This is a genomic window from Streptomyces sp. SID13726 (assembly GCF_010548375.1).
Lineage (GTDB): Bacteria > Actinomycetota > Actinomycetes > Streptomycetales > Streptomycetaceae > Streptomyces.
Genome location: NZ_JAAGLY010000004.1, coordinates 359,821 through 379,209 on the forward strand (window position 1 = coordinate 359,821; position 19,389 = coordinate 379,209).

Below are 19,389 nucleotides of genomic sequence, written 5' to 3' on the forward strand. Positions count from 1 at the left end.
CGGTACGGGGCCGATCTCAGTCGGAGCCCAGCGACTCGAACCGCCACCGGTGCACCGCCCGCATGGCCAACTCGCCGCCCGGCTCCGGGAGTTCGGGCAGCTCGGCGTCGTAGGCCGCGTCCCACCACGTGATGACGAGGACGCGGTCCTGCGCCGCCTTGAAGGTCTCGCGCCGCAACGGCCGTACAGGAAGCTCCTGTCGACGCGCCCAGGCGAGCAGCTCCTCGCCCCTGCCCTCGACCGCCCGGGCCTCCCACATCAACGCGACCGTCACGAGTAGAGGTTCTCCTTGCTGACCTCGTGGACGTGGTCGTGGCCCGGGACGTGCGGGTCGGTCACCGGCAGGGAGGAGTCGGCCGACAGGTCCCAGCTGGAGGCGGGGCGGTTGCGGGCTACCATCTCCGCGCCGAGGGCGGCGACCATCGCGCCGTTGTCGGTGCACAGCTTGGGGCGCGGGACCCGCAGCCGGATGCCGGCGGCCTCGCAGCGCTCCTGGGCGAGGGCCCGCAGCCGGGAGTTGGCGGCGACCCCGCCGCCGATCATCAGGTGGTCGACGCCCTCGTCCTTGCAGGCCCGCACGGCCTTGCGGGTCAGCACGTCCACGACCGCCTCCTGGAAGGACGCCGACACGTCCCGCACCGGCACCTCCTCCCCCGCGGCCCGCCTCGCCTCGATCCAGCGGGCGACCGCCGTCTTGAGGCCGGAGAAGGAGAAGTCGTACGCCGGGTCGCGCGGCCCGGTCAGTCCGCGCGGGAAGGAGATCGCGTTCGGGTCGCCCTCCTTCGCGTACCGGTCGATGACCGGACCGCCGGGGAAGCCGAGGTTGAGCACCCGGGCGATCTTGTCGAAGGCCTCGCCGGCCGCGTCGTCGATGGTCGCGCCCATCGGCCGTACGTCGGAGGTGATGTCGCTGGACAGCAGCAGCGAGGAGTGCCCGCCGGAGACCAGCAGGGCCATCGTCGGCTCGGGCAGCGGGCCGTGCTCCAGCTGGTCCACGCAGATGTGGGAGGCGAGGTGGTTGACGCCGTAGAGGGGCTTGCCGAGGGCGTAGGCGTACGCCTTCGCGGCGGAGACCCCGACCAGGAGGGCACCGGCGAGGCCGGGACCCGCGGTGACGGAGATGCCGTCGAGGTCCCTGGCGCTCACCCCGGCCTCCTTCAGGGCGCGCTCGATGGTCGGCACCATGGCCTCCAGGTGCGCCCTGCTGGCCACCTCCGGCACCACACCGCCGAACCGGGCGTGCTCGTCCACGCTGGACGCGATGGCGTCGGCCAGCAGGGTGGTGCCCCGGACGATGCCGACGCCGGTCTCGTCACAGGAGGTCTCGATGCCCAGGACAAGCGGTTCGTCAGCCATTGATCTCGGTTCCTCGTACGGAAGTTGAAGGGTCGGTCAGCCGCATGACCAGGGCGTCCACATTGCCCGGCTGGTAGTAGCCGCGCCGGAACCCGATGGCCTCGAAGCCGAAGCGCTCGTACAGCTTCTGCGCCCGGAGGTTGTCGATCCGGCACTCCAGCATCACTTCGGCGCACTCGAAGGCGGTCGCGGCCCGCAGCAGTTCGGTCAGCAGCAGCGCGCCGAGCCCGGTGCCCCACTGGTCGCGGGCCACGGCGATGGTCTGGACGTCGGCCAGCTCGGCGGCGGAGGCGAGCCCGGCGTACCCCACGAGCCGCTCGCCGGCCTCGGCCACGACATAGCGCCGGGTCGCCTCGGCGCCCCGGGCGTGCGCCAGTTCGGACCAGAACATGCCCCGGGACCAGGCGTCCTCGGGGAAGAGGTCCTTCTCCAGCTCCAGGACGGGATCGATGTCCCACCAGCGCATCTCACGCAGTACGGGATTCACGGGTGTGGTCACTTGGGGGTGACCACCTTGTAGTTCTTGGGGACCTGGGCGTCCGGCCGCCGCAGGTACAGCGGCCGCGGCGCGGGCATTTCCTCCCCGGCCGCCAGCCGCTCGGCGGCGAGCGAGGCGAGCGCACCGGCCGACACGTGCTCCGGCTCGCGTACGTCGGTGAAGGTCTCGGGGTAGAGCAGCGCCCCGGCGCCGACGGCGGGCAGTCCCGCGACCCGCTCGGCGATGTCGGCGGGCCGGTCGACGGCGGGTTCACCGGTACGGGTACGGGAGTCCTCGTACCGCGCCCAGTAGACCTCTTTGCGCCGCGCGTCGGTCGCCACGACGAAGGGCCCGGTGCCGGCACCGGCCGCGTACGCGAGCCCGTCCAGGGTGCACACCCCGTACACGGGCACCCCGAGCGCGAGCCCGAAGGTGTCCGCGGTCATCAGTCCGACCCTGAGCCCCGTGTAGGGCCCGGGCCCGGTCCCCACGACGACCCCGGTGACGGCGTCCAGCTTCACCCCCGCGTCCCGGAGCACCCGGTCGACGGCCGGCAACAACAGCTCCCCGTGCCGGCGCGCGTCGACCTGGCTGAAGGAGGCGACTACGTCTCCCCCGTCATGCAGGGCGACGGTCACGGCGGGAGTGGCGGTATCCAGAGCGAGCAAGAGCACGCAAACAGCCTACGGGTCCTGAGGGGATGTGCGGCCTCAGGCGGCTTTTAGGGGCGCGGGGCTGTATCGACATGCGGCTCCGCCGCGTGGGCGCGACAAGCCCCAGCGGCGCAGCACCCGAGAGACAACCTGCTACGGTCACCACAAATCAGGACCAAGCACTCAAGAGGTAGCGGTGGCCCCCAGCAACGCAGCTTTCGTGACCGGCCTCACCACAGCGGCCCTCGCAACCGTCGGCTTCCTCGCCTACCAGGCCTCCGCGACGGTCCCCACGAAAGCCCACACCGCCACCGCGGTACCGGCGGCGGTCACCTCGAAGGCCCCCCGCGACAAGCGGAACCCCACCGCCCTGCCCCACGGCTCCGGAACCGGCGAACGAGTCGTCTACTCCCTCGACGACAACCGGGTCTGGCTGGTCGGACCGGGCGCCAAGGTGACCCGCACCTTCAAGGTCACCCCCGGCACCATCGACCCCACCCCCGGCGTCTACGCGGTCACCTCCCGCTCCAACACCGTCACCGGCACCGACGGCATCCCCATCGAGCACGTCGTCCGCTTCACCGGCGTCGACGGCGTGGCCATCGGCTTCAGCGCGGCGATGAAGGACACGGCACCCCCGGCCTCCACCACGACGACCACCGTACGGACGGGCGGTATCCGGGAGTCCCGCGAGGACGGCGACGCGATGTGGTCCTTCGCGACGATCGGCGCGAAGGTCGTGGTGATCCGCTAGAGCTGCGGCTCAGGCCGCTTTCGGACGCTCGACGGCGGCCGGGAGCGTGCCGGGATCGGGCAGTCGCGGCGGTGTGGAGACGGCTTCCGCCGCCGCGCAGGACGCCAGCAGATCACGCATGGACACACCGCCGACGATCGCGTACGGCTGCGGCTGGGGCCGGTTCTCGGTGGCCGACATGGACGCCTCCTGAAGTTCGGGGGCGGCGTAGTTAGGTACACCTAACTACGAGCTGGGTACCATGTGACCACGCACAAGACGCCGAACGCAATATCTTGCCGACGTCTTGTCGGAACGTTCATACGATCCGCCGCCGGCCCTCAGGCCGTGAGCACACCGAGATCGGCCGCGGCCCACCGCTCCCCGAGCGGGGTCAGCGTCACGTGCCGTACCTCGTCCGTGGTGTCACCGACCGCGCGGTGGATCTGGACGTGCAGCCGGTCGTCGGTCAGCTCCTCGACCTTGCCCTCGCCCCACTCCACGACGATCACCGAGTCCGGCAGGGACACGTCGAGGTCGAGGTCCTCCATCTCGTCGAGCCCGCCGCCCAGGCGGTACGCGTCGACGTGCACGAGCGGCGGCCCGTCCCCGAGGGAGGGGTGCACCCGGGCGATCACGAAGGTCGGCGAGGTCACCGCCCCCCGCACCCCGAGCCCCTCGCCGAGTCCGCGGGTCAGCGTCGTCTTGCCCGCGCCGAGCTCGCCGCTGAGCATCACGAGGTCACCGGCGCGCAGCAGCTTGGCGAGCTTCAGGCCCAGTGCGCGCATCTGCTCGGGCGAGGTGACGGTCAGCCGGGTCTCAACCGGGCTGTGCGGTACTGCTTCCATAACCGCCCACCGTAGCCCCTGCGGGTACGGCACCCGCGCGGGTGAGGAGGTCGGCGAGGCGGTCGGTGACCACTTCCGGGTGTTCCAGCATGACCAGGTGCCCGGCGTCGGGCACCAGCACCAGCTCCGCCTCGGGCAGCAGCCCGGCGATGGCCTCGCTGTGCTCGCTGGGCGTGACCATGTCCTGCACCCCGGCCAGCACCAGGACCGGTAGGTCGGCGAAGTGGGCGAGCGCGGCGGTCTTGTCGTGGCTGTCGAACGCCGGGTAGTACTCGGCGACCACGTCGATCGGGGTGGACTCGATCATCCGCTCGGCGAACCGGACGACGGCCGGGTCGACGTCCCGGGACGCGAAGGAGTAGCGCTTGATGATCCCGGCGAACAGGTCGGCGGTGGCCCGCCGTCCCTTCTCGACCAGGTCGGCCCGCTGCCCGAGCACCTTGAGCACGCCCGGCAGCACCCGCCGTACGGCGTTGACGCCCGCGACCGGGAGCCCGAAGTTGACCTCGCCGAGCCGCCCGGACGACGTACCGACCAGGGCCACCGCCACCACCCGCTCGCGGATCAGCTCGGGGTACTGGTCGGCCAGCGCCATGAGGGTCATCCCGCCCATGGAGTGCCCGACGAGCACGATCGGTCCCTGCGGGGCGGCCGCGTCGATGACGGCCTTCAGGTCGCGTCCGAGCTGCTCGATGTCGACCGGCACCCCGTCCTGCACCTGCCGTACGCCCCGCCCGGACCGGCCGTGGCTGCGCTGGTCCCAGTGCACGGTCCGTACGACACCCCTGAGGGCGGCGCGCTGGAAGTGCCAGGAGTCCTGGCTGAGGCAGTAGCCGTGGCTGAAGACGACGGTGACGGGGGCGGGGGCCTTGCGGCCGAACAGCCGGCGCCGGCGCGGGGACAGCGCGGGCACGGCCTCCGGGTCGACGTCGTCGACCTCGTAGTACAGCTCGGTGCCGTCGTCGGCGTACGCCTTGCCGGGGGTGCCGCGCAGGGAGCCGTACGGGCCGGTCGAGTCCAGGGCGAGCCGTGCCTTCTTGCGCATGCCCCGGCCGACGGTGAGCCGCTCGATGGCGACCCCGGCCGCCGCGCCCGCGGCGACGACCCCTATCGCGGCGCCCGCGATCCCGGTCGCCCGCCGCCAGCCGCCGCCCGCCCCCGTGGCGGAGGCGAGGGCCACCGACGCGGCGTCCACGACGGCCTCCGCACTGCTCTCGCTCACGTACCGCTCCTGTTCGCTGGGTCGGGTGATACCGGTGTGGCGGGACTGGTTGTTCTCGCACCTACTTGTGCGATTACCCCGCTTGTTCCTCGTTCACATAGACGCGAGGAACACGTGTTCCGATGCGGGTGACAATTTCGTACGCGATGGTCCCCGCCGCCTGCGCCCAGTCCTCGGCGGTGGGCTCGCCGCCGTCACCGGGTCCGAAGAGCACCGCGCGCGTGCCGGTCGCGGGCCGGTCGCCGCCGAGGTCGACGACGAACTGGTCCATCGCGATCCGTCCGGCGACGGTCCGCCACTTGCCGTCGACCAGCACCGGTCCGGCCCCGGAGGCGTGCCGCGGGACGCCGTCCGCGTAGCCGACGGGCACCAGGCCGAGGGTGGTCTCGCCCGGGGTGACGTAGTGATGGCCGTAGCTCACGCCGTGGCCGCCGGGGACCTGCTTGACCAGGGCGACCGACGCGGACAGCGTCATCACCGGTCGGAGTCCGAAGTCGGCGGGGCTGCCGATCTCGGGGCTCGGCGAGATGCCGTAGACCGCGATCCCGGTGCGGACGAGGTCGAAGTGGCTCTCCGGAAGGGTGAGCGTGGCGGGCGAGTTGGCGATGTGCCGGACCTCGGGACGCGCGCCCCGGACCTCGGCGTCCGCCAGCATCTCCCGGAAGCGGGTCAGCTGGGCGGCGATGGAGGGGTGGCCCGGCTCGTCGGCGCAGGCGAAGTGCGACCAGAGGCCGGTGACCCGGAGCAGGCCGTCGGCCTCGGCTCCCAGGGCGGCCTCGACCAGCTCGGTCCAGTCCTCGCCCGGCTGGCAGCCGTTCCGCCCGAGGCCGGTGTCGGCCTTGAGCTGCACGCGCGCGGGGCGGCCGGCTCGCCGGGCCGCCGCCATGACCTCCCGCAGGGCCCACATCCCGCTGACGGACACGTCGAGGTCGGCCTCGATCGCCTCCCGCCAGGGGCCGCCGGGCGTCCACAGCCAGCACATGATCCGCCCCGGCAGCCCGGCCTCCCGCAGCGCGAGCGCCTCCTCGGGGGTGGCGGTCCCGAGCCAGCCGGCCCCCGCCGCCACGGCCGCGCGGGCGCACGGCACCGCGCCGTGGCCGTACGCGTCGGACTTGACCACGGCCATGACGGCGGCCCCCGGCGCGTGGGCGCGCAGGGTACGCACGTTGGCCCGCAGCGCGGCCAGGTCGATCTCGGCGCGGGCGCGGAGCGGTGCGGTCGGGGCGGTGGCTGTCTCGTTCATGGCGTCCCCAGTGTCTCAGAGGGGACTGACACCACCGATGAGCACGTCCCCCGCGGCGCGCACGCGTGCGCGTGTCACAGCCGCAGGCCGTGCCGGGCCAGGTACTTCACGGGGTCGACGTCCGATCCGTACTGGCGCCTGGCGCGCACCTCGAAGTGCAGATGAGGGCCGGTGGTCCGGCCGGTGCTGCCGCTGCTCCCGATGCGCGTACCGGCCTTGACCTTCGCTCCGCGCGCGACGGAGATGCGCGAGAGATGGCCGTAGACGACGTACCGGGAGTCGCTCATCTTGATCGTCACGGCCTTCCCGTACGACCCCGACCAGCTGGCCAGTACGACGACTCCGGAGCCGACCGCGTAGACCGGGGTCCCCTTCGGCACGGCGAGGTCGACACCGGTGTGGTAGCCGACCAGCCAGTTCCCGCGCACCCGGTAACGCATCGTCACCTTGGCCCGCTTGCGAATGGGACGGGTCCACTTGGCCGGCGCGAGGGAGCGGTCGGCGGTCTCGTCGACCTCCACGTCCTCGGCCGCGGCGAGCAGTTGCTCGTACTCGGGGTCGTAGTCGCCGCCGCAGGTCCCTGCGGGGAGCTGGGCCGATGGGTCCTGCGGGTCTTGTGGGTCCCGTGGGCTTTGCGGGTTCTGCGGGTCCTGTGGGCTCTGCGGGTCGCCGTGCAGTCCGAGAACGGGACTCCCCAGAACGACCGCCGCTCCGCCGAGCAATTCCCGCCGGGTGGTGCCGCGTATATGTGGCTCATCCATGCAGTCAGCGAAACATCGCCCTTTCGGCTCCGCATATTCGGCCGAGGGGGATTAGTCCCATCAGGTAGTCACTCCTCCCGGACGTCCCGCCAGGCCCCCGGCACCGCCTCGGCCACGTCGTGTGCCCCCACCGGCGCCCCGTCCGCCGCGAACCGTCCCGCCAGCCCGTGCAGGTACGCCGCCGCGCTGCCCGCGTCGAGCGCGCTCAGTCCGGAGGCGAGCAGGGAGCCCGCGAGGCCCGACAGCACGTCCCCGCTGCCCGCGGTGGCGAGCCAGGCGGTGCCGGTGGGGTTGACGCGGACCGGGCCGTCCGCCGGGTCCGCCACCAGCGTCGTCGAGCCCTTGAGCAGCACGGTCGCGGAGTAGCGCGCGGCGAGTTCCCGGGCCGAGGCCAGCCGTGCGCCCTCGACCTCCTCGCGGGCCACTCCGAGGAGCGCGGCGGCCTCTCCGGCGTGCGGGGTCATGAGGGTCGGGGCGGTACGCGCGCGTACGGCGTCCCGGTCGGCCAGCCGCAGCCCGTCCGCGTCGATGAGCACCGGCACGTCGGAGGCCAGCACCTCGCCCACGGCCGCGGAGTCGTCCCCGGCCCCCGGCCCGACGACCCACGCCTGCACCCGCCCGGCACGCGCGGGCCCCTGGTCGGAGACGAGCGTCTCGGGGAAGCGGGCGAGCACGGCGTCCGCGGCGGGCCCGACGTACCGCACGGCCCCGGCGCCGCCCCGCAGCGCCCCGGCCACGGCGAGCACGGCGGCCCCGGGATAGCGCGCGGACCCGGCGGCGATCCCGACGACACCCCGCCGGTACTTGTCGCTCTCCCCGCCGGGCACGGGCAACAGCCGCCGTACGTCGGCGTGTTGGAGCGCCTCCAGCTCGGCCGACGCGGGCAGCGACAGCCCGATGTCGACGAGCCGCACCGACCCGGCGTACTCCCGCGCCGGATCGATCAGCAGCCCCGGCTTGTGCGTCCCGAAGGTGACGGTGAGGTCGGCCCGCACGGCGACCCCGTGCACCTCCCCGGTGTCCGCGTCGACCCCGCTCGGCAGGTCCACGGCGACGACGGCGCCCCGGGCCCGTCCGGCGACCTCGGCGAGCCGGGCCGCGTCGGGCCTGAGCCCGCCCTTGCCGCCGATCCCGACGATCCCGTCGAGCACCAGGTCCGCCCGGTGGATCAGCTCGTCGACGCGGTCGGGGTCGGGGGAGTCGCCGGTGCCGCGGGTGCCCCCGGCGCTGCCGCCGCTGCCGCCGCTGCCTTGGGCGCTGCCGGAATCGACGGGGCCGCCGGAGTCACCGGGGCCGCCACGGCCGTCGACACCGACGACCCGCCCACCGGCCCGCCGCAGCGCGGCCAGTCCGCCGGAGTGGGCCCGCTCGGGCGCGAGCAGCACGGCGGCGACCCCGGCCCCGCGCCGGGCGAGCCGGGCCCCGGCGTAGAGGGCGTCCCCGCCGTTGTCCCCGCTCCCGACGAGCAGCACGACCCGCCGCCCGTACACCCGCCCCAGCAAGTCCGCGCAGGCGGCGGCGAGTCCGGCCGCCGCCCGCTGCATGAGCGCGCCCTCCGGCAGCCGAGCCATCAGCTCACGTTCCGCCGCCCTGACCGTCTCCACGCTGTACGCAGTACGCATGGCCCGAGTCTCCCCCGTCCCCGCCCGACCTCGTCGGACCCCCGGCACATTTCTCCCCCGCCCCCGGACTCCCGCTCCCCGCTCCCCGCTCCCCGCTCCCCGCAGACGCGACCAAACCCACAACAACTCCCCTAGGATGCCCTGGAATTGATCATTCCGGATCTTGTACGAGTATGAGGTGGTAGCGCACATGTCCCGAACTCCGTCACGCCGTACCGTTCTGCGAGGAATCACCGCGACCGGCGTCGCCGTGATCGGCTTCGATCCGGCCGCCCGCAGCTGGGCGACGACCGGCGGCCCCGGCCTCGCGGGCATCCCCGCCCTGGACGGCACGCTCGTCATGGACGAGGCGTCGCTCACGGCCGCCTCCGACGACTACGGCCACATCGTGCACCGCCGCCCGGTGGCCGTCCTGCGCCCCGGCTCGGTCCGTGACGTCGTCGCCATGGTCCGGTTCTGCGGCGAGCACCGGCTGCCGGTCGCCCCGCGCGGCCAGGGACACGCCACCAACGGCCAGGCCCAGGTGGCGGGCGGCCTGGTCATCGAGACCTCGCCCCTGGCCGACATCGGCCCCCTGACCCCGCACAGCAGGACGGTCACCGTCGGCGCCGGCGCGAGATGGAGCGAGGTCGCCCGGGCCACGATCGCCCACGGCCTCACCCCACCCGTCTTCACCGACTACCTCGAACTCTCCGTCGGCGGCACCCTCTCCGTGGGCGGCCTCGGCGGCCAGACCCACCGGCACGGCGCCCAGGCCGACAACGTCACCGAGCTCCAAGTGGTCACCGGCACGGGCGAGTTCGTACGCTGCTCGGCCACCCGGCGCCCCGACCTCTTCCACGCCGTCCTGGCCGGCCTCGGCCAGTGCGCGATCATCGTCGCCGCCACGCTGCGCCTGATGCCGGCGCCGGAGAACGTACGGCACTACCTGCTGCCGTACGACGACCTGGAGACCTTCCTCGACGACCAGCGCACCCTGGTCCGGGAGGGCCGCTTCGACTACGTCGAGGGCCAGGTCTCCGCGAACGCCGACGGAGCCTTCGCCGTCTACACCCTGGAGGCGGTGACGTACGCCCCCGCCCCCGACGACACGGCCCTCCTGAGGGGCCTGCGCCACACCCGTTCCGGCGTCCAGGCCACGACCCGCCCCTACTACGACTTCCTGGACCGTATAGCCCCGGCGGTCGCGGCCCTGAAGGAGGCGGGCCTGTGGTCGTACGCCCACCCCTGGCTCAACCTCCTGCTGCCGTCGACGAAGGCGGCCACGGTCACGGCCGAGGTTCTGGCCAAGCTGACCCAGAACGACCTGGGCCCGGGCGTGGTCCTGATCTACCCGCTCCTGCGCGAGCACCTCACCACCCCGCTGCTGCGCACACCGGACGACCCGACGCCGTACCTCTTCGCCGTCCTGCGCGCCACACCCCCGGACGACACGGAGACGGTCGACCGCCTCCTGACCGCCAACCGCACGGCCTACGACACCACGGCGGCGGCCGGCGGCACGCACTACCCGGTGGGCAGCGTCCCCTTCACCCCCGAGGACTGGCGCACCCACTTCGGCCAGGAGTGGGCCCGCCTGAGGACGGCGAAGCGCACGTACGACCCGAGGGGAATCCTGGTACCGGGCCAGGGAATCTTCTGACCCGGTAGACAACCGGGCCGGGGAATACCTCCCGGCCCGGTGAAGTCTCTGGCCACGGCGCCGGCCCGCTCACCCCTCGGCGATCACCACCGCCGACGCGACCCCGGCGTCATGGCTGAGCGACACATGCCAGGACCGCACCCCGAGCTCGGCGGCCCGCGCCGCCACGGTCCCGCTCACCCGCAACCGAGGCTGCCCACTCTCCTCGACATACACCTCGGCATCCGTCCAGTGCAGCCCCCCGGGCGCCCCGAGCGCCTTCGCGAGAGCCTCCTTGGCAGCGAAACGAGCAGCAAGCGACGCGATCCCCCGCCGCTCCCCACCGGACAGCAACAACTCCCCCTCCACGAACAACCGCTGCGCCAGCCCAGGCGTACGCTCCAACGCCACCGCGAACCGCTCGATCTCGGCAACGTCGATACCGACCCCGATGATGCTCATCCCCGCACTTTACGGAACCTCCCCCTCCCCGACGAACAGCTCCTCGGCCCGCTCCACCGTCCGGGAACGCTCCAGATCGGTACAGCTGGTGATCCGTTCACTCACAGTCTGCAGAGCACTGAAGGTCTCACGAAGCTCCGACGTAGCGATCGGATCGATCTCCATCTGCAGATGACACACGTCGTCGTCGCCATGGGGAGTCAGGCGCACGAAGAAGGCGAAGCCATCCCCCACGGGCTCCGCCTTCAACGTCAGCGGATTGTTGCGACCGGAGGTCACCGCCAACCAACTGGCTGCACAGGTCCGAGCCAGTTCCAGCCACACATCGTCATTGCCGGGCGGATCTCCGTCGTCGGGAGCCATCTCTCACCGTCAAGCACGCCGTTCTCGTCCGATTCCGTGACGGCACGGCAGATCCACGGCTCGTCGTCCCCTCGGGCACGGAGGCCTCGGTCACCGTCGCCGGCCTGCTCCAGGTGGCGACCCAGGGTGTGGAGCCGACGCTCTACGGGGACATCGCGGTCGAGCGGATCGCCGTACTGGACGAGGCCGACCCCGCCTCCGTGGTCGTACCCCTGCCGGCCCGCCCCGAGCACCGCACCCCACGCGGGCGCCGACGAACAGCCGGCCGCCTGCGCCGGGCCACCCGCGGCAGACAGTACCCGCCCCTACTCCACCGTCACCGACTTCGCCAAGTTCCGAGGCTGATCCACCTCGTTCCCCCGAGCCGTCGCCAGCTCGCAGGCGAACACCTGCAAGGGAACCGTCGCCACCAGCGGCTGAAGCAATGTCGGTGTCGCAGGAATGCGAATCAAATGATCCGCGTACGGGGCCACCGCCTCGTCGCCCTCCTCCGCGATGACGATCGTGCGCGCGCCCCGGGCCCGGATCTCCTGGATGTTGGACACGATCTTGTCGTGGAGGACGGACCGTCCCCGGGGTGAGGGGACGACCACGACCACCGGCAGGTCCTCCTCGATGAGCGCGATCGGCCCGTGCTTCAGCTCGCCCGCCGCGAAGCCCTCGGCGTGCATGTAGGCGAGCTCCTTGAGCTTCAGCGCGCCCTCCAGGGCGACCGGGTATCCGACGTGCCGCCCGAGGAAGAGCACCGTGTCCTTCGTGGCGAGCGACCGTGCCAGTGCCCGCACCGGCTCCATGGTCTCCAGTACGCGCTCGACCTCCCCGGAGATCTGCGACAGATCCCGGATCACGGCCCCGACCTCGTCCCCCCACTTGGTGCCCCGCACCTGCCCGAGATACAGCGCGACCAGGTAACACGCCACGAGCTGCGTCAGGAACGCCTTCGTCGACGCTACGGCGACCTCGGGCCCCGCGTGCGTGTACAGGACCGCGTCCGACTCCCGGGGGATCGTGGAGCCGTTGGTGTTGCAGATCGCCAGCACCTTGGAACCCTGCTCACGGGCGTGCCGTAGCGCCATCAGGGTGTCCATGGTCTCGCCGGACTGGGAGATGGCGATCACCAGGGACCGCGCGCCGAGGATCGGGTCCCGGTAACGGAACTCGCTGGCCAGTTCCACCTCGCAGGGGATACGGGTCCAGTGCTCGATGGCGTACTTGGCGATGAGGCCCGCGTGGAAGGCCGTACCGCAGGCGACGATGACGACCTTGTCCACCTCCCGCAGTTCGGCGGCGCTGATCCGCACCTCGTCGAGGGTCAGCGAACCGGCCGCGTCGATACGGCCCAGCAACGTGTCGGCGACCGCCTTCGGCTGCTCGGCGATCTCCTTGAGCATGAAGTAGTCGTAGCCGCCCTTCTCGGCGGCGGAGGCGTCCCAGTCGACGTGGTAGGAGCGGACGTCGGCGGGGGCGCCGTCGAAGCCGGTCACCACGACGCCCTCGCGCCGCAGCTCCACCACCTGGTCCTGGCCCAGCTCGATCGCCGACCGCGTGTGGGCGATGAACGCGGCGACGTCGGACGCCAGGAAGGCCTCACCCTCCCCGACGCCCACCACCAGCGGAGAGTTGCGGCGCGCGCCCACCACCACGTCCGGCTCGTCGGCGTGCACGGCCACCAGCGTGAACGCGCCGTCCAGCCGCCGGCACACCAGCCGCATCGCCTCCGCGAGGTCCGCGCAGGAGGAGAACTCCTCGGCGAGCAGATGCGCGACGACCTCGGTGTCGGTCTCCGACCCCAGCTCGTGCCCGCGCTCCGCCAACTCGGCCCTGAGCGCGGCGAAGTTCTCGATGATCCCGTTGTGGACCACGGCGACCCGGCCCGCGTTGTCGAGATGCGGATGGGCATTCGCGTCGGTCGGGCCCCCGTGCGTGGCCCATCGCGTGTGCCCGATCCCCGTCGAACCCGCCGCCAACGGCCGGTCCACCAGCTCCTTCTCCAGATTGACCAGCTTCCCGGCCTTCTTGGCCGCCGCCAGCCCGCCGTCCGCGAGCACGGCGACACCGGCCGAGTCGTACCCCCGGTACTCCAGCCGTTTCAGTCCGGCCATCACGACATCGAGCGCCGACTGCGACCCCACGTATCCCACGATTCCGCACATGCGCGGCAGCCTAGGGGGCGGAGGGCGCCGGAACACGGCACTTCGTGCCCGAATCCGGATATTCACGCGGGGGTACGAGCGCCTCGAACGGCTCTACCATCCGGGTCATGCCCTTGAGTGTTCCGCGGTCGCCGTACCGGCGCCGCCTCAGCGTGGCCGTCGCCGTGGTGGCTCTGGCGGCCGCCTCGGGATGCACGGTTCCCATCGACGCCGTCGCCGGTATATCCGTCACCGCGGACGGTCATCTGCTCGGCGTGATGATGGTCTGCGGACACCGGATCGACGGGGCGACCCTCTACCGGGACAGCGACGACCCCGACCGTGATCAGACGCTCGGCTCCTGGAGCGCCGAACCCCACCTGGAGCCGGGCCTCACCACCTGGCCCCTCGACGCCCCCGCCGCCGGCTGGACCACCGACACGCCCTTGGGCTCCCTCACACCCGGTGCCACCTACGCCCTCTACGGCTGGACCGAGGACAACTCCTGGTCGTCCAGCAGCGTCTCCTTCACCCCCGCCGACACGGACAGGCTCTCCCCCGGTATGGTCCGCTACTCGGACGACACCGAAGTCACGGTCCCCATGGCGGAGTTCAAGGCCAAGGCCTGCGAGGACGACTGAACGGGGCCGAGCCCCGACCGGCCGCCGGCGTCGACGGGGAGCGCGGACGAATCATGGAGCGACGTGAGCTACAGCCTGCACATCTGGCGGTTCGTCGACGGCGAACCCGTCCCCATGGACGAGACCGCGATACGCGCCGTCCTCGGCCCCGTCACCGTCGGCGGCATACCGAACACCGGTCTCCCCGAGGACTGGGGTGACCTGGAGGCCGAGGACGGTGGAGAAGCGACGGTGTACGGCGGCGCCCAGGAGCTCATGTTCACCCACTGCTCCCCCGGCCGGATCCTCGACCTGATCGCGGAACTCGCCCGCCGCACCGGCGCGGCCGTCATGCCCGACGACTGTCCGATGGTCGTCACGAGCGAGGCCGACCGGAGACACCTCCCGGAGGCCTTCCGCGCGGAGGCGATCGTCGTGGCGCCCGAGGCCCTGACCGGCCGGACGCTCCAGCTGCTCATCGCACCCCAGCCGGAACCCGCGAGCGCCCCGCCCTCCCCACCCACCCGGACCTGACGGCCACCGGCTCCCTCCACTCCCCCGATCCCCCGAACGGCGGTATCCGCCCGTACCGCATCCCCTCCGGCACAGCCACCGAGCGCCACGGCGCCACGTTCGCCGACGGCATCGAGGGGGACGTACCGCAAGAAGGCCGCCGCGTGACGCACCCCACCCCCCACCCCGTTCAAACTCCGTTAACAATGGACTGTGATCTCTCCGGTCTCCTCGATGCCCCGGAGCGCCCACCGGCACAAGCCGGAGGCGACTCCCTACGTCGACCTCACCCGTTCCGAGTGGAGCGCGCTGCGTGAGAAGACGCCGCTGCCGCTGAACGCCGAGGAGGTCGAGAAGCTGCGCGGTCTCGGTGATGTGATCGACCTCGACGAGGTGCGGGACATCTACCTTCCGCTGTCCCGGCTGCTGAATCTCTACGTCGGTGCCACGGACGGGCTGAGAGGGGCGCTGAACACGTTCCTCGGCGAGCAGGGCTCCCAGTCCGGCACCCCGTTCGTCATAGGGGTCGCCGGATCGGTCGCCGTAGGGAAGTCGACCGTCGCCCGGCTCCTCCAGGCCCTGCTCTCCCGCTGGCCCGAACACCCGCGCGTGGAGCTGGTCACGACCGACGGGTTCCTGCTGCCCACCCGGGAACTGGAGGCCCGCGGGCTCATGTCCCGCAAGGGCTTCCCGGAGTCGTACGACCGCCGGGCGCTGACCCGTTTCGTCGCCGACATCAAGGCGGGCAAGGACGAGGTCACCGCGCCGGTCTACTCCCACCTGATCTACGACATCATCCCGGACCAGCGGCTCACCGTCCGCCGCCCCGACATCCTGATCGTCGAGGGGCTGAACGTCCTCCAGCCCGCCCTCCCCGGCACCGACGGCCGCACCCGCGTCGGTCTCGCGGACTACTTCGACTTCAGCGTGTACGTCGACGCGAGCGCCGAGGACATCGAGCGCTGGTACCTGAACCGTTTCCGCAAGCTCCGCGCGACCGCCTTCCAGGACCCCGACTCGTACTTCAGGAAGTACACCCAGGTCTCCGAGGAGGAGGCCGTGGACTACGCCCGCCACCTCTGGCGCACCATCAACAAGCCCAACCTGGTCGAGAACATCGCCCCCACCCGCGGCCGCGCCACCCTCGTCATCCGCAAGGGCCAGGACCACAAGGTCCGCAAGCTCAGCCTCCGCAAGCTCTAGAGGACCGCGCCTGTTAAAAAGGCGTCATGCTGCATCTGCGCCTGATCACGCCGACCCACCAGACCGACGACGTGGTCCGTCTGATCGAGGGGACGGTCGGCACCACCCACCTCGTCGTGCTGCGGGGTGCCGCCCGCAACCCCGAGGGCGACGTCGTGATGTGTGACGTGGCCCGCGAGGCCGGTGACGAACTCCTCACCGATCTCCAGGGGTTGGGCCTCGACACCAACGGCTCCATCGCGGTGGAGAACATCGACCTGTCCCTGTCGAAACGCGCCGACAAGGCCGAGGCGGAGGCTCCAGGCGAAGGAGCGGACGCTGTCCTGTGGGAGCACCTGACCGACGCCACGCACGAGGAGTCGACACTCTCCGTCACCTACCTCGCCTTCATCACGCTGGCCACGATGATCGCGGCCTGCGGTGTGGTGCTCGACAACGCGGTCCTCATCGTCGGCGCCATGGCGGTCGGCCCGGAGTTCGGCCCGCTCGCCGGCATCTCCACGTCGATAGTGCAGCGGGCCCCCCGCCTGGCCCTGCGCTCCCTGATCGCCCTCCTGGTCGGCTTCGCCGTGGCGATCGCCGTGACGGTGGGCTTCAGTCTCTTCATGGACGCGGTGAAGCTGTTCAGCGAGCAGAAGCTGGAGGGCGACCGCCCGCAGACCGGCTTCGTCTACGCGCCGGACTACTTCTCCTTCATCGTCGCCGTCCTCGCGGGCGCCGCCGGCACCCTCTCCCTGACCTCGGCCAAGTCCGGTGCCCTGGTGGGCGTGGCCATCTCGGTCACCACGGTCCCGGCGGCAGCCAACGCGGCGGTGGCCCTCAGCTACGGCGACACCAAGCAGACCTGGGGCTCGACGGAGCAACTCCTCCTGAACCTCCTGGGCATCGTCCTGGCGGGAACGACGACCCTGCTGCTCCAGAAGTGGGCCTGGCGGAAGCGCGCCTGACGCCCGGGCCCCACATCCGCGAAGTCAGCCCAGCGCCGACTTCACCGCATCCGCGAGCCGCCCCGCCACAGACCGGGCCTGATCGATATCGGCCGCCTCGACCATCACCCGAACCAACGGCTCGGTCCCAGAGGGCCGCAACAACACCCGCCCGGTCTCACCGAGTTCCCGCTCCGCGTCGGCAACGGCGGAAGCCAGGTCCGCGGACGTCGACACCCGACTCCGGTCCACGTCAGGCACGTTGATCAGCACCTGCGGCAACCGCTCCATCACAGCGGCCAGTTCGCGCAACGACCGCCCACTGGACGCCACTTGGGCCGCCAGCATCAGCCCGGTCAACGTGCCGTCCCCCGTGGTCGCGTGATCGAGGATGATGACGTGCCCGGACTGCTCACCCCCGAGCGCGTACCCGTGCTGCTTCATCGCCTCCAGCACATACCGGTCCCCCACCGCGGTCTGGACGAGCCGCAGCCCCTCCCGCTCCAGCGCCAGCTTGAACCCGAGGTTGGACATGACGGTGGCCACCACGGTGTCGGCGCGCAGCGCCCCCCGCTCCTTCATCGCCAGCGCCAGCACCGCCATGATCTGGTCGCCGTCGACCTCCTCACCGGTGTGGTCGACGGCGAGACACCGGTCCGCGTCCCCGTCGTGCGCGATACCGAGCGCGGCCCCGTGCTCGACGACCGCGGCCTTCAGCAGACCGAGGTGCGTCGACCCGCAGCCGTCGTTGATGTTGAGCCCGTCCGGGGAGGCCCCGATGGTGATCACCTCGGCACCGGCCCGCGAGAACGCCTCCGGCGACACCCGGGCCGCGGCGCCGTGCGCCTCGTCGAGGACGATCTTCAGCCCGTCGAGCCGATTCGGCAGTACGGCGATCAGGTGCGCCACGTACTGGTCGAACCCCTCGCCGTAGGACCGCACCCGGCCGACCCCGGCGCCGGTCGGCCGCTCCCACGGCTCGCCGTGCCGGTGCGAGTCGTAGACCGTCTCGATCCGCTCCTCCAGCTCGTCGTCGAGCTTGTGCCCGCCGCGGGCGAGGAACTTGACGCCGTTGTCCGGCATGGCGTTGTGGCTGGCGGAGAGCATGACGCCGAGGTCGGCGCCGAGCACGCCGGTGAGATACGCCACCGCGGGGGTGGGCAGGACACCGACCTTCAGCACGTCCACGCCGGCGCTCGCGAGGCCGGCGACCACGGCCGCCTCCAGGAACTCCCCGGACGCGCGGGGATCACGTCCGACGACCGCCGTAGGCCGGTGGCCCTCGAACGAACCCGCCTCGGCCAGCACGTGCGCCGCCGCGACCGACAGACCGAGCGCCATCTCGGCCGTCAGATCCGCGTTGGCGACACCGCGCACGCCGTCCGTGCCGAAGAGTCGTCCCACTTGTCCTCCTGAAGAAGCGTCAGTTACGGAGATCATCCGATCACATGAGCCTTTGAGCGCCTTGTGCCGTTATACGCCTAAGGCTGTGATAAACGAACGCCCCGGCGGCACTGTGGCGTGCCGCCGGGGCGAACGGACGTACGTCGGACGTACTGCTGACGTGCGAGTACGAGCAGGCAGCGAAGCTTAACGCTTGCTGTACTGCGGAGCCTTGCGGGCCTTCTTGAGACCGGCCTTCTTGCGCTCGACCGCACGGTCGTCGCGGCGGAGGAAGCCGGCCTTCTTGAGGGCGCCGCGGTTGTTGTCCACGTCGGCCTCGTTCAGCGCGCGGGCCACGCCGAGGCGCAGGGCACCGGCCTGACCGGAGACACCGCCACCCGCGATGCGGGCGATGACGTCGTAGCGGCCCTCGAGCTCGAGCACCTTGAAGGGCTCGTTGACTTCCTGCTGGTGCACCTTGTTGGGGAAGTAGTCCTCAAGGGTGCGACCGTTGATCTTCCACTTGCCGGTGCCCGGGACGATCCGGACGCGGGCGATGGCGTTCTTGCGACGGCCCAGGCCGGCGGCCGGCTGCGGGTCGCCGAAGCGGCCGGCGAGCGACTCCGAGGTGTACTCGCCCTCGACGGGGACCTCGGACTCGGTGGTGTAGCTGTCGATGTCGACGATCTCTTCGCCCTCGACGGGCGTCTCGACGGTGGTCTCGGCCACGATTTTCCTCAGCTTCTCTTCAGTCTTGGGGGTGGCCGGAACTACTGCGCGACCTGGGTGATCTCGAACGGCTGCGGCTGCTGCGCGCCGTGCGGGTGCTGGTCACCCTTGTAGACCTTCAGCTTCGAGAGCATCTGACGGCCCAGCGTGTTCTTGGGGAGCATGCCCTTGACGGCCTTCTCGATGGCCTTCTCGGGGTTCTTGTCGAGGAGCTCGTCGTAGCGGACGGAGCGCAGACCACCCGGGTAGCCGGAGTGGCGGTACGCCATCTTCTGGGTCCGCTTGTTGCCGGACAGGTGCACCTTGTCGGCGTTGATGATGATGACGAAGTCACCGGTGTCGACGTGAGGGGCGTAGATCGGCTTGTGCTTGCCGCGCAGAAGAGACGCGGCGGTGGTGGCGAGACGGCCCAGGACGATGTCCTGAGCGTCGATGACATGCCACTGGCGAGTCACATCGCCGGGCTTGGGGCTGTACGTACGCACTTCGCAGCCTTCTTCTTCAGTGGATGGGTGCTGACA

The 19,389-nt window shown here is 71.5% G+C and carries 22 protein-coding genes; 6 read left to right on the top strand and 16 right to left on the bottom strand.

Annotated features, from left to right (window positions below; genetic code table 11):
- Window positions 1-16: 16 nt before the first annotated feature.
- The 4 genes from G3I78_RS12825 to tsaB are packed head-to-tail and all read right to left on the bottom strand — an operon-like array spanning window position 17 to window position 2,508.
- The gene (locus G3I78_RS12825) at window positions 17-274 is read right to left on the bottom strand and encodes a hypothetical protein (RefSeq protein WP_164423682.1); all 258 of its coding nucleotides are present in this window, start codon (window positions 272-274) and stop codon (window positions 17-19) included.
- Complete coding sequence (gene tsaD, locus G3I78_RS12830; protein ID WP_164423683.1) at window positions 271-1,356, bottom strand: tRNA (adenosine(37)-N6)-threonylcarbamoyltransferase complex transferase subunit TsaD; 1,086 nt, start codon at window positions 1,354-1,356, stop codon at window positions 271-273. Before tsaD ends, G3I78_RS12825 begins: the two co-directional genes overlap by 4 nt.
- The gene (gene rimI, locus G3I78_RS12835) at window positions 1,349-1,855 is read right to left on the bottom strand and encodes a ribosomal protein S18-alanine N-acetyltransferase (protein WP_164423685.1); all 507 of its coding nucleotides are present in this window, start codon (window positions 1,853-1,855) and stop codon (window positions 1,349-1,351) included. Before rimI ends, tsaD begins: the two co-directional genes overlap by 8 nt.
- Window positions 1,852-2,508: a tRNA (adenosine(37)-N6)-threonylcarbamoyltransferase complex dimerization subunit type 1 TsaB gene (gene tsaB, locus G3I78_RS12840; protein ID WP_164423687.1), complete on the bottom strand. Its 657-nt coding sequence runs from the start codon at window positions 2,506-2,508 to the stop codon at window positions 1,852-1,854. Before tsaB ends, rimI begins: the two co-directional genes overlap by 4 nt.
- Window positions 2,509-2,683: 175 nt before the next feature.
- On the opposite strand from tsaB, the gene G3I78_RS12845 reads away from it, so the two are divergent.
- Window positions 2,684-3,241, top strand: a complete 558-nt coding sequence (locus G3I78_RS12845) for a hypothetical protein (RefSeq protein WP_164423689.1) — start codon at window positions 2,684-2,686, stop codon at window positions 3,239-3,241.
- Window positions 3,242-3,250: 9 nt separating this feature from the next.
- On the opposite strand, the gene G3I78_RS51170 is transcribed toward G3I78_RS12845, so the two are convergent.
- The 6 genes from G3I78_RS51170 to G3I78_RS12870 form a co-directional block, all read right to left on the bottom strand.
- Complete coding sequence (locus tag G3I78_RS51170; protein WP_203614866.1) at window positions 3,251-3,421, bottom strand: hypothetical protein; 171 nt, start codon at window positions 3,419-3,421, stop codon at window positions 3,251-3,253.
- A gap of 140 nt (window positions 3,422-3,561) precedes the next feature.
- Window positions 3,562-4,068: a tRNA (adenosine(37)-N6)-threonylcarbamoyltransferase complex ATPase subunit type 1 TsaE gene (gene tsaE / locus G3I78_RS12850; RefSeq protein WP_164423691.1), complete on the bottom strand. Its 507-nt coding sequence runs from the start codon at window positions 4,066-4,068 to the stop codon at window positions 3,562-3,564.
- Window positions 4,040-5,290, bottom strand: coding sequence for an alpha/beta hydrolase (locus G3I78_RS12855; RefSeq protein ID WP_164423693.1), 1,251 nt, complete (start codon window positions 5,288-5,290; stop codon window positions 4,040-4,042). The genes tsaE and G3I78_RS12855 overlap by 29 nt, the downstream gene beginning before the upstream one ends.
- Before the next feature lie 73 nt (window positions 5,291-5,363).
- Window positions 5,364-6,533 (bottom strand): alanine racemase, encoded by a 1,170-nt coding sequence (gene alr / locus G3I78_RS12860; protein WP_164423695.1) that lies wholly within the window; start codon window positions 6,531-6,533, stop codon window positions 5,364-5,366.
- 74 nt (window positions 6,534-6,607) lie between these two features.
- Window positions 6,608-7,294, bottom strand: coding sequence for a M23 family metallopeptidase (locus tag G3I78_RS12865; protein WP_164423696.1), 687 nt, complete (start codon window positions 7,292-7,294; stop codon window positions 6,608-6,610).
- 68 nt (window positions 7,295-7,362) lie between these two features.
- Window positions 7,363-8,916: an NAD(P)H-hydrate dehydratase gene (locus G3I78_RS12870; protein ID WP_164423698.1), complete on the bottom strand. Its 1,554-nt coding sequence runs from the start codon at window positions 8,914-8,916 to the stop codon at window positions 7,363-7,365.
- Between the two features lie 190 nt (window positions 8,917-9,106).
- Between G3I78_RS12870 and G3I78_RS12875 the strand changes: the two genes are divergently transcribed.
- Window positions 9,107-10,558 (top strand): FAD-binding protein, encoded by a 1,452-nt coding sequence (locus G3I78_RS12875; RefSeq protein WP_164423700.1) that lies wholly within the window; start codon window positions 9,107-9,109, stop codon window positions 10,556-10,558.
- A gap of 69 nt (window positions 10,559-10,627) precedes the next feature.
- On the opposite strand, the gene G3I78_RS12880 is transcribed toward G3I78_RS12875, so the two are convergent.
- The 3 genes from G3I78_RS12880 to glmS all read right to left on the bottom strand — a co-directional run bounded on the left by G3I78_RS12880 (window position 10,628) and on the right by glmS (window position 13,515).
- The gene (locus G3I78_RS12880; RefSeq protein WP_164423702.1) at window positions 10,628-10,999 is read right to left on the bottom strand and encodes a holo-ACP synthase; all 372 of its coding nucleotides are present in this window, start codon (window positions 10,997-10,999) and stop codon (window positions 10,628-10,630) included.
- A gap of 9 nt (window positions 11,000-11,008) precedes the next feature.
- Entirely contained in the window at window positions 11,009-11,362 is a 354-nt protein-coding gene (locus G3I78_RS12885) for a hypothetical protein (RefSeq protein WP_164423130.1), read from the bottom strand.
- Between the two features lie 305 nt (window positions 11,363-11,667).
- A complete protein-coding gene (gene glmS / locus G3I78_RS12890; RefSeq protein WP_164423704.1) occupies window positions 11,668-13,515 on the bottom strand; it encodes a glutamine--fructose-6-phosphate transaminase (isomerizing) in 1,848 nt (615 codons plus the stop codon).
- 107 nt (window positions 13,516-13,622) lie between these two features.
- Here glmS and G3I78_RS12895 point away from each other — a divergent pair, with 107 nt between their 5' ends.
- The 4 genes from G3I78_RS12895 to G3I78_RS12910 all read left to right on the top strand — a co-directional run bounded on the left by G3I78_RS12895 (window position 13,623) and on the right by G3I78_RS12910 (window position 16,777).
- Window positions 13,623-14,135 (top strand): hypothetical protein, encoded by a 513-nt coding sequence (locus G3I78_RS12895; protein WP_239157786.1) that lies wholly within the window; start codon window positions 13,623-13,625, stop codon window positions 14,133-14,135.
- A gap of 63 nt (window positions 14,136-14,198) precedes the next feature.
- A complete protein-coding gene (locus G3I78_RS12900) occupies window positions 14,199-14,648 on the top strand; it encodes a hypothetical protein (protein WP_164423706.1) in 450 nt (149 codons plus the stop codon).
- 213 nt (window positions 14,649-14,861) lie between these two features.
- Entirely contained in the window at window positions 14,862-15,830 is a 969-nt protein-coding gene (coaA, locus tag G3I78_RS12905; RefSeq protein ID WP_164423709.1) for a type I pantothenate kinase, read from the top strand.
- Window positions 15,831-15,856: 26 nt separating this feature from the next.
- A complete protein-coding gene (locus G3I78_RS12910; RefSeq protein WP_164423711.1) occupies window positions 15,857-16,777 on the top strand; it encodes a DUF389 domain-containing protein in 921 nt (306 codons plus the stop codon).
- A gap of 24 nt (window positions 16,778-16,801) precedes the next feature.
- Here G3I78_RS12910 and glmM read toward each other — a convergent pair whose 3' ends face one another.
- From glmM to rplM, 3 genes are all read right to left on the bottom strand, one after another.
- Window positions 16,802-18,160 (bottom strand): phosphoglucosamine mutase, encoded by a 1,359-nt coding sequence (glmM, locus tag G3I78_RS12915; protein WP_164423713.1) that lies wholly within the window; start codon window positions 18,158-18,160, stop codon window positions 16,802-16,804.
- Between the two features lie 186 nt (window positions 18,161-18,346).
- A complete protein-coding gene (gene rpsI / locus G3I78_RS12920) occupies window positions 18,347-18,868 on the bottom strand; it encodes a 30S ribosomal protein S9 (protein WP_007384094.1) in 522 nt (173 codons plus the stop codon).
- Window positions 18,869-18,909: 41 nt separating this feature from the next.
- Window positions 18,910-19,353 carry a 50S ribosomal protein L13 gene (rplM, locus tag G3I78_RS12925; RefSeq protein ID WP_164423715.1) on the bottom strand — a complete coding sequence of 148 codons (444 nt, stop codon included), beginning with the start codon at window positions 19,351-19,353 and terminating at the stop codon, window positions 18,910-18,912.
- Between the last annotated feature and the right edge of the window lie 36 nt (window positions 19,354-19,389).

What these genes read in the sequence shown, in the direction of transcription:
- tsaD (WP_164423683.1), bottom strand. Translation starts at nt 1,356, where the DNA reads ATGGCTGACGAACCGCTTGTCCTGGGCATCGAGACCTCCTGTGACGAG.
- G3I78_RS51170 (WP_203614866.1), bottom strand. Translation starts at nt 3,421, where the DNA reads ATGTCGGCCACCGAGAACCGGCCCCAGCCGCAGCCGTACGCGATCGTC.
- tsaE (WP_164423691.1), bottom strand. Translation starts at nt 4,068, where the DNA reads ATGGAAGCAGTACCGCACAGCCCGGTTGAGACCCGGCTGACCGTCACC.
- alr (WP_164423695.1), bottom strand. Translation starts at nt 6,533, where the DNA reads ATGAACGAGACAGCCACCGCCCCGACCGCACCGCTCCGCGCCCGCGCC.
- G3I78_RS12865 (WP_164423696.1), bottom strand. Translation starts at nt 7,294, where the DNA reads ATGGATGAGCCACATATACGCGGCACCACCCGGCGGGAATTGCTCGGC.
- G3I78_RS12870 (WP_164423698.1), bottom strand. Translation starts at nt 8,916, where the DNA reads ATGCGTACTGCGTACAGCGTGGAGACGGTCAGGGCGGCGGAACGTGAG.
- G3I78_RS12875 (WP_164423700.1), top strand. Translation starts at nt 9,107, where the DNA reads ATGTCCCGAACTCCGTCACGCCGTACCGTTCTGCGAGGAATCACCGCG.
- G3I78_RS12880 (WP_164423702.1), bottom strand. Translation starts at nt 10,999, where the DNA reads ATGAGCATCATCGGGGTCGGTATCGACGTTGCCGAGATCGAGCGGTTC.
- G3I78_RS12885 (WP_164423130.1), bottom strand. Translation starts at nt 11,362, where the DNA reads ATGGCTCCCGACGACGGAGATCCGCCCGGCAATGACGATGTGTGGCTG.
- glmS (WP_164423704.1), bottom strand. Translation starts at nt 13,515, where the DNA reads ATGTGCGGAATCGTGGGATACGTGGGGTCGCAGTCGGCGCTCGATGTC.
- G3I78_RS12895 (WP_239157786.1), top strand. Translation starts at nt 13,623, where the DNA reads ATGCCCTTGAGTGTTCCGCGGTCGCCGTACCGGCGCCGCCTCAGCGTG.
- coaA (WP_164423709.1), top strand. Translation starts at nt 14,862, where the DNA reads ATGCCCCGGAGCGCCCACCGGCACAAGCCGGAGGCGACTCCCTACGTC.
- G3I78_RS12910 (WP_164423711.1), top strand. Translation starts at nt 15,857, where the DNA reads ATGCTGCATCTGCGCCTGATCACGCCGACCCACCAGACCGACGACGTG.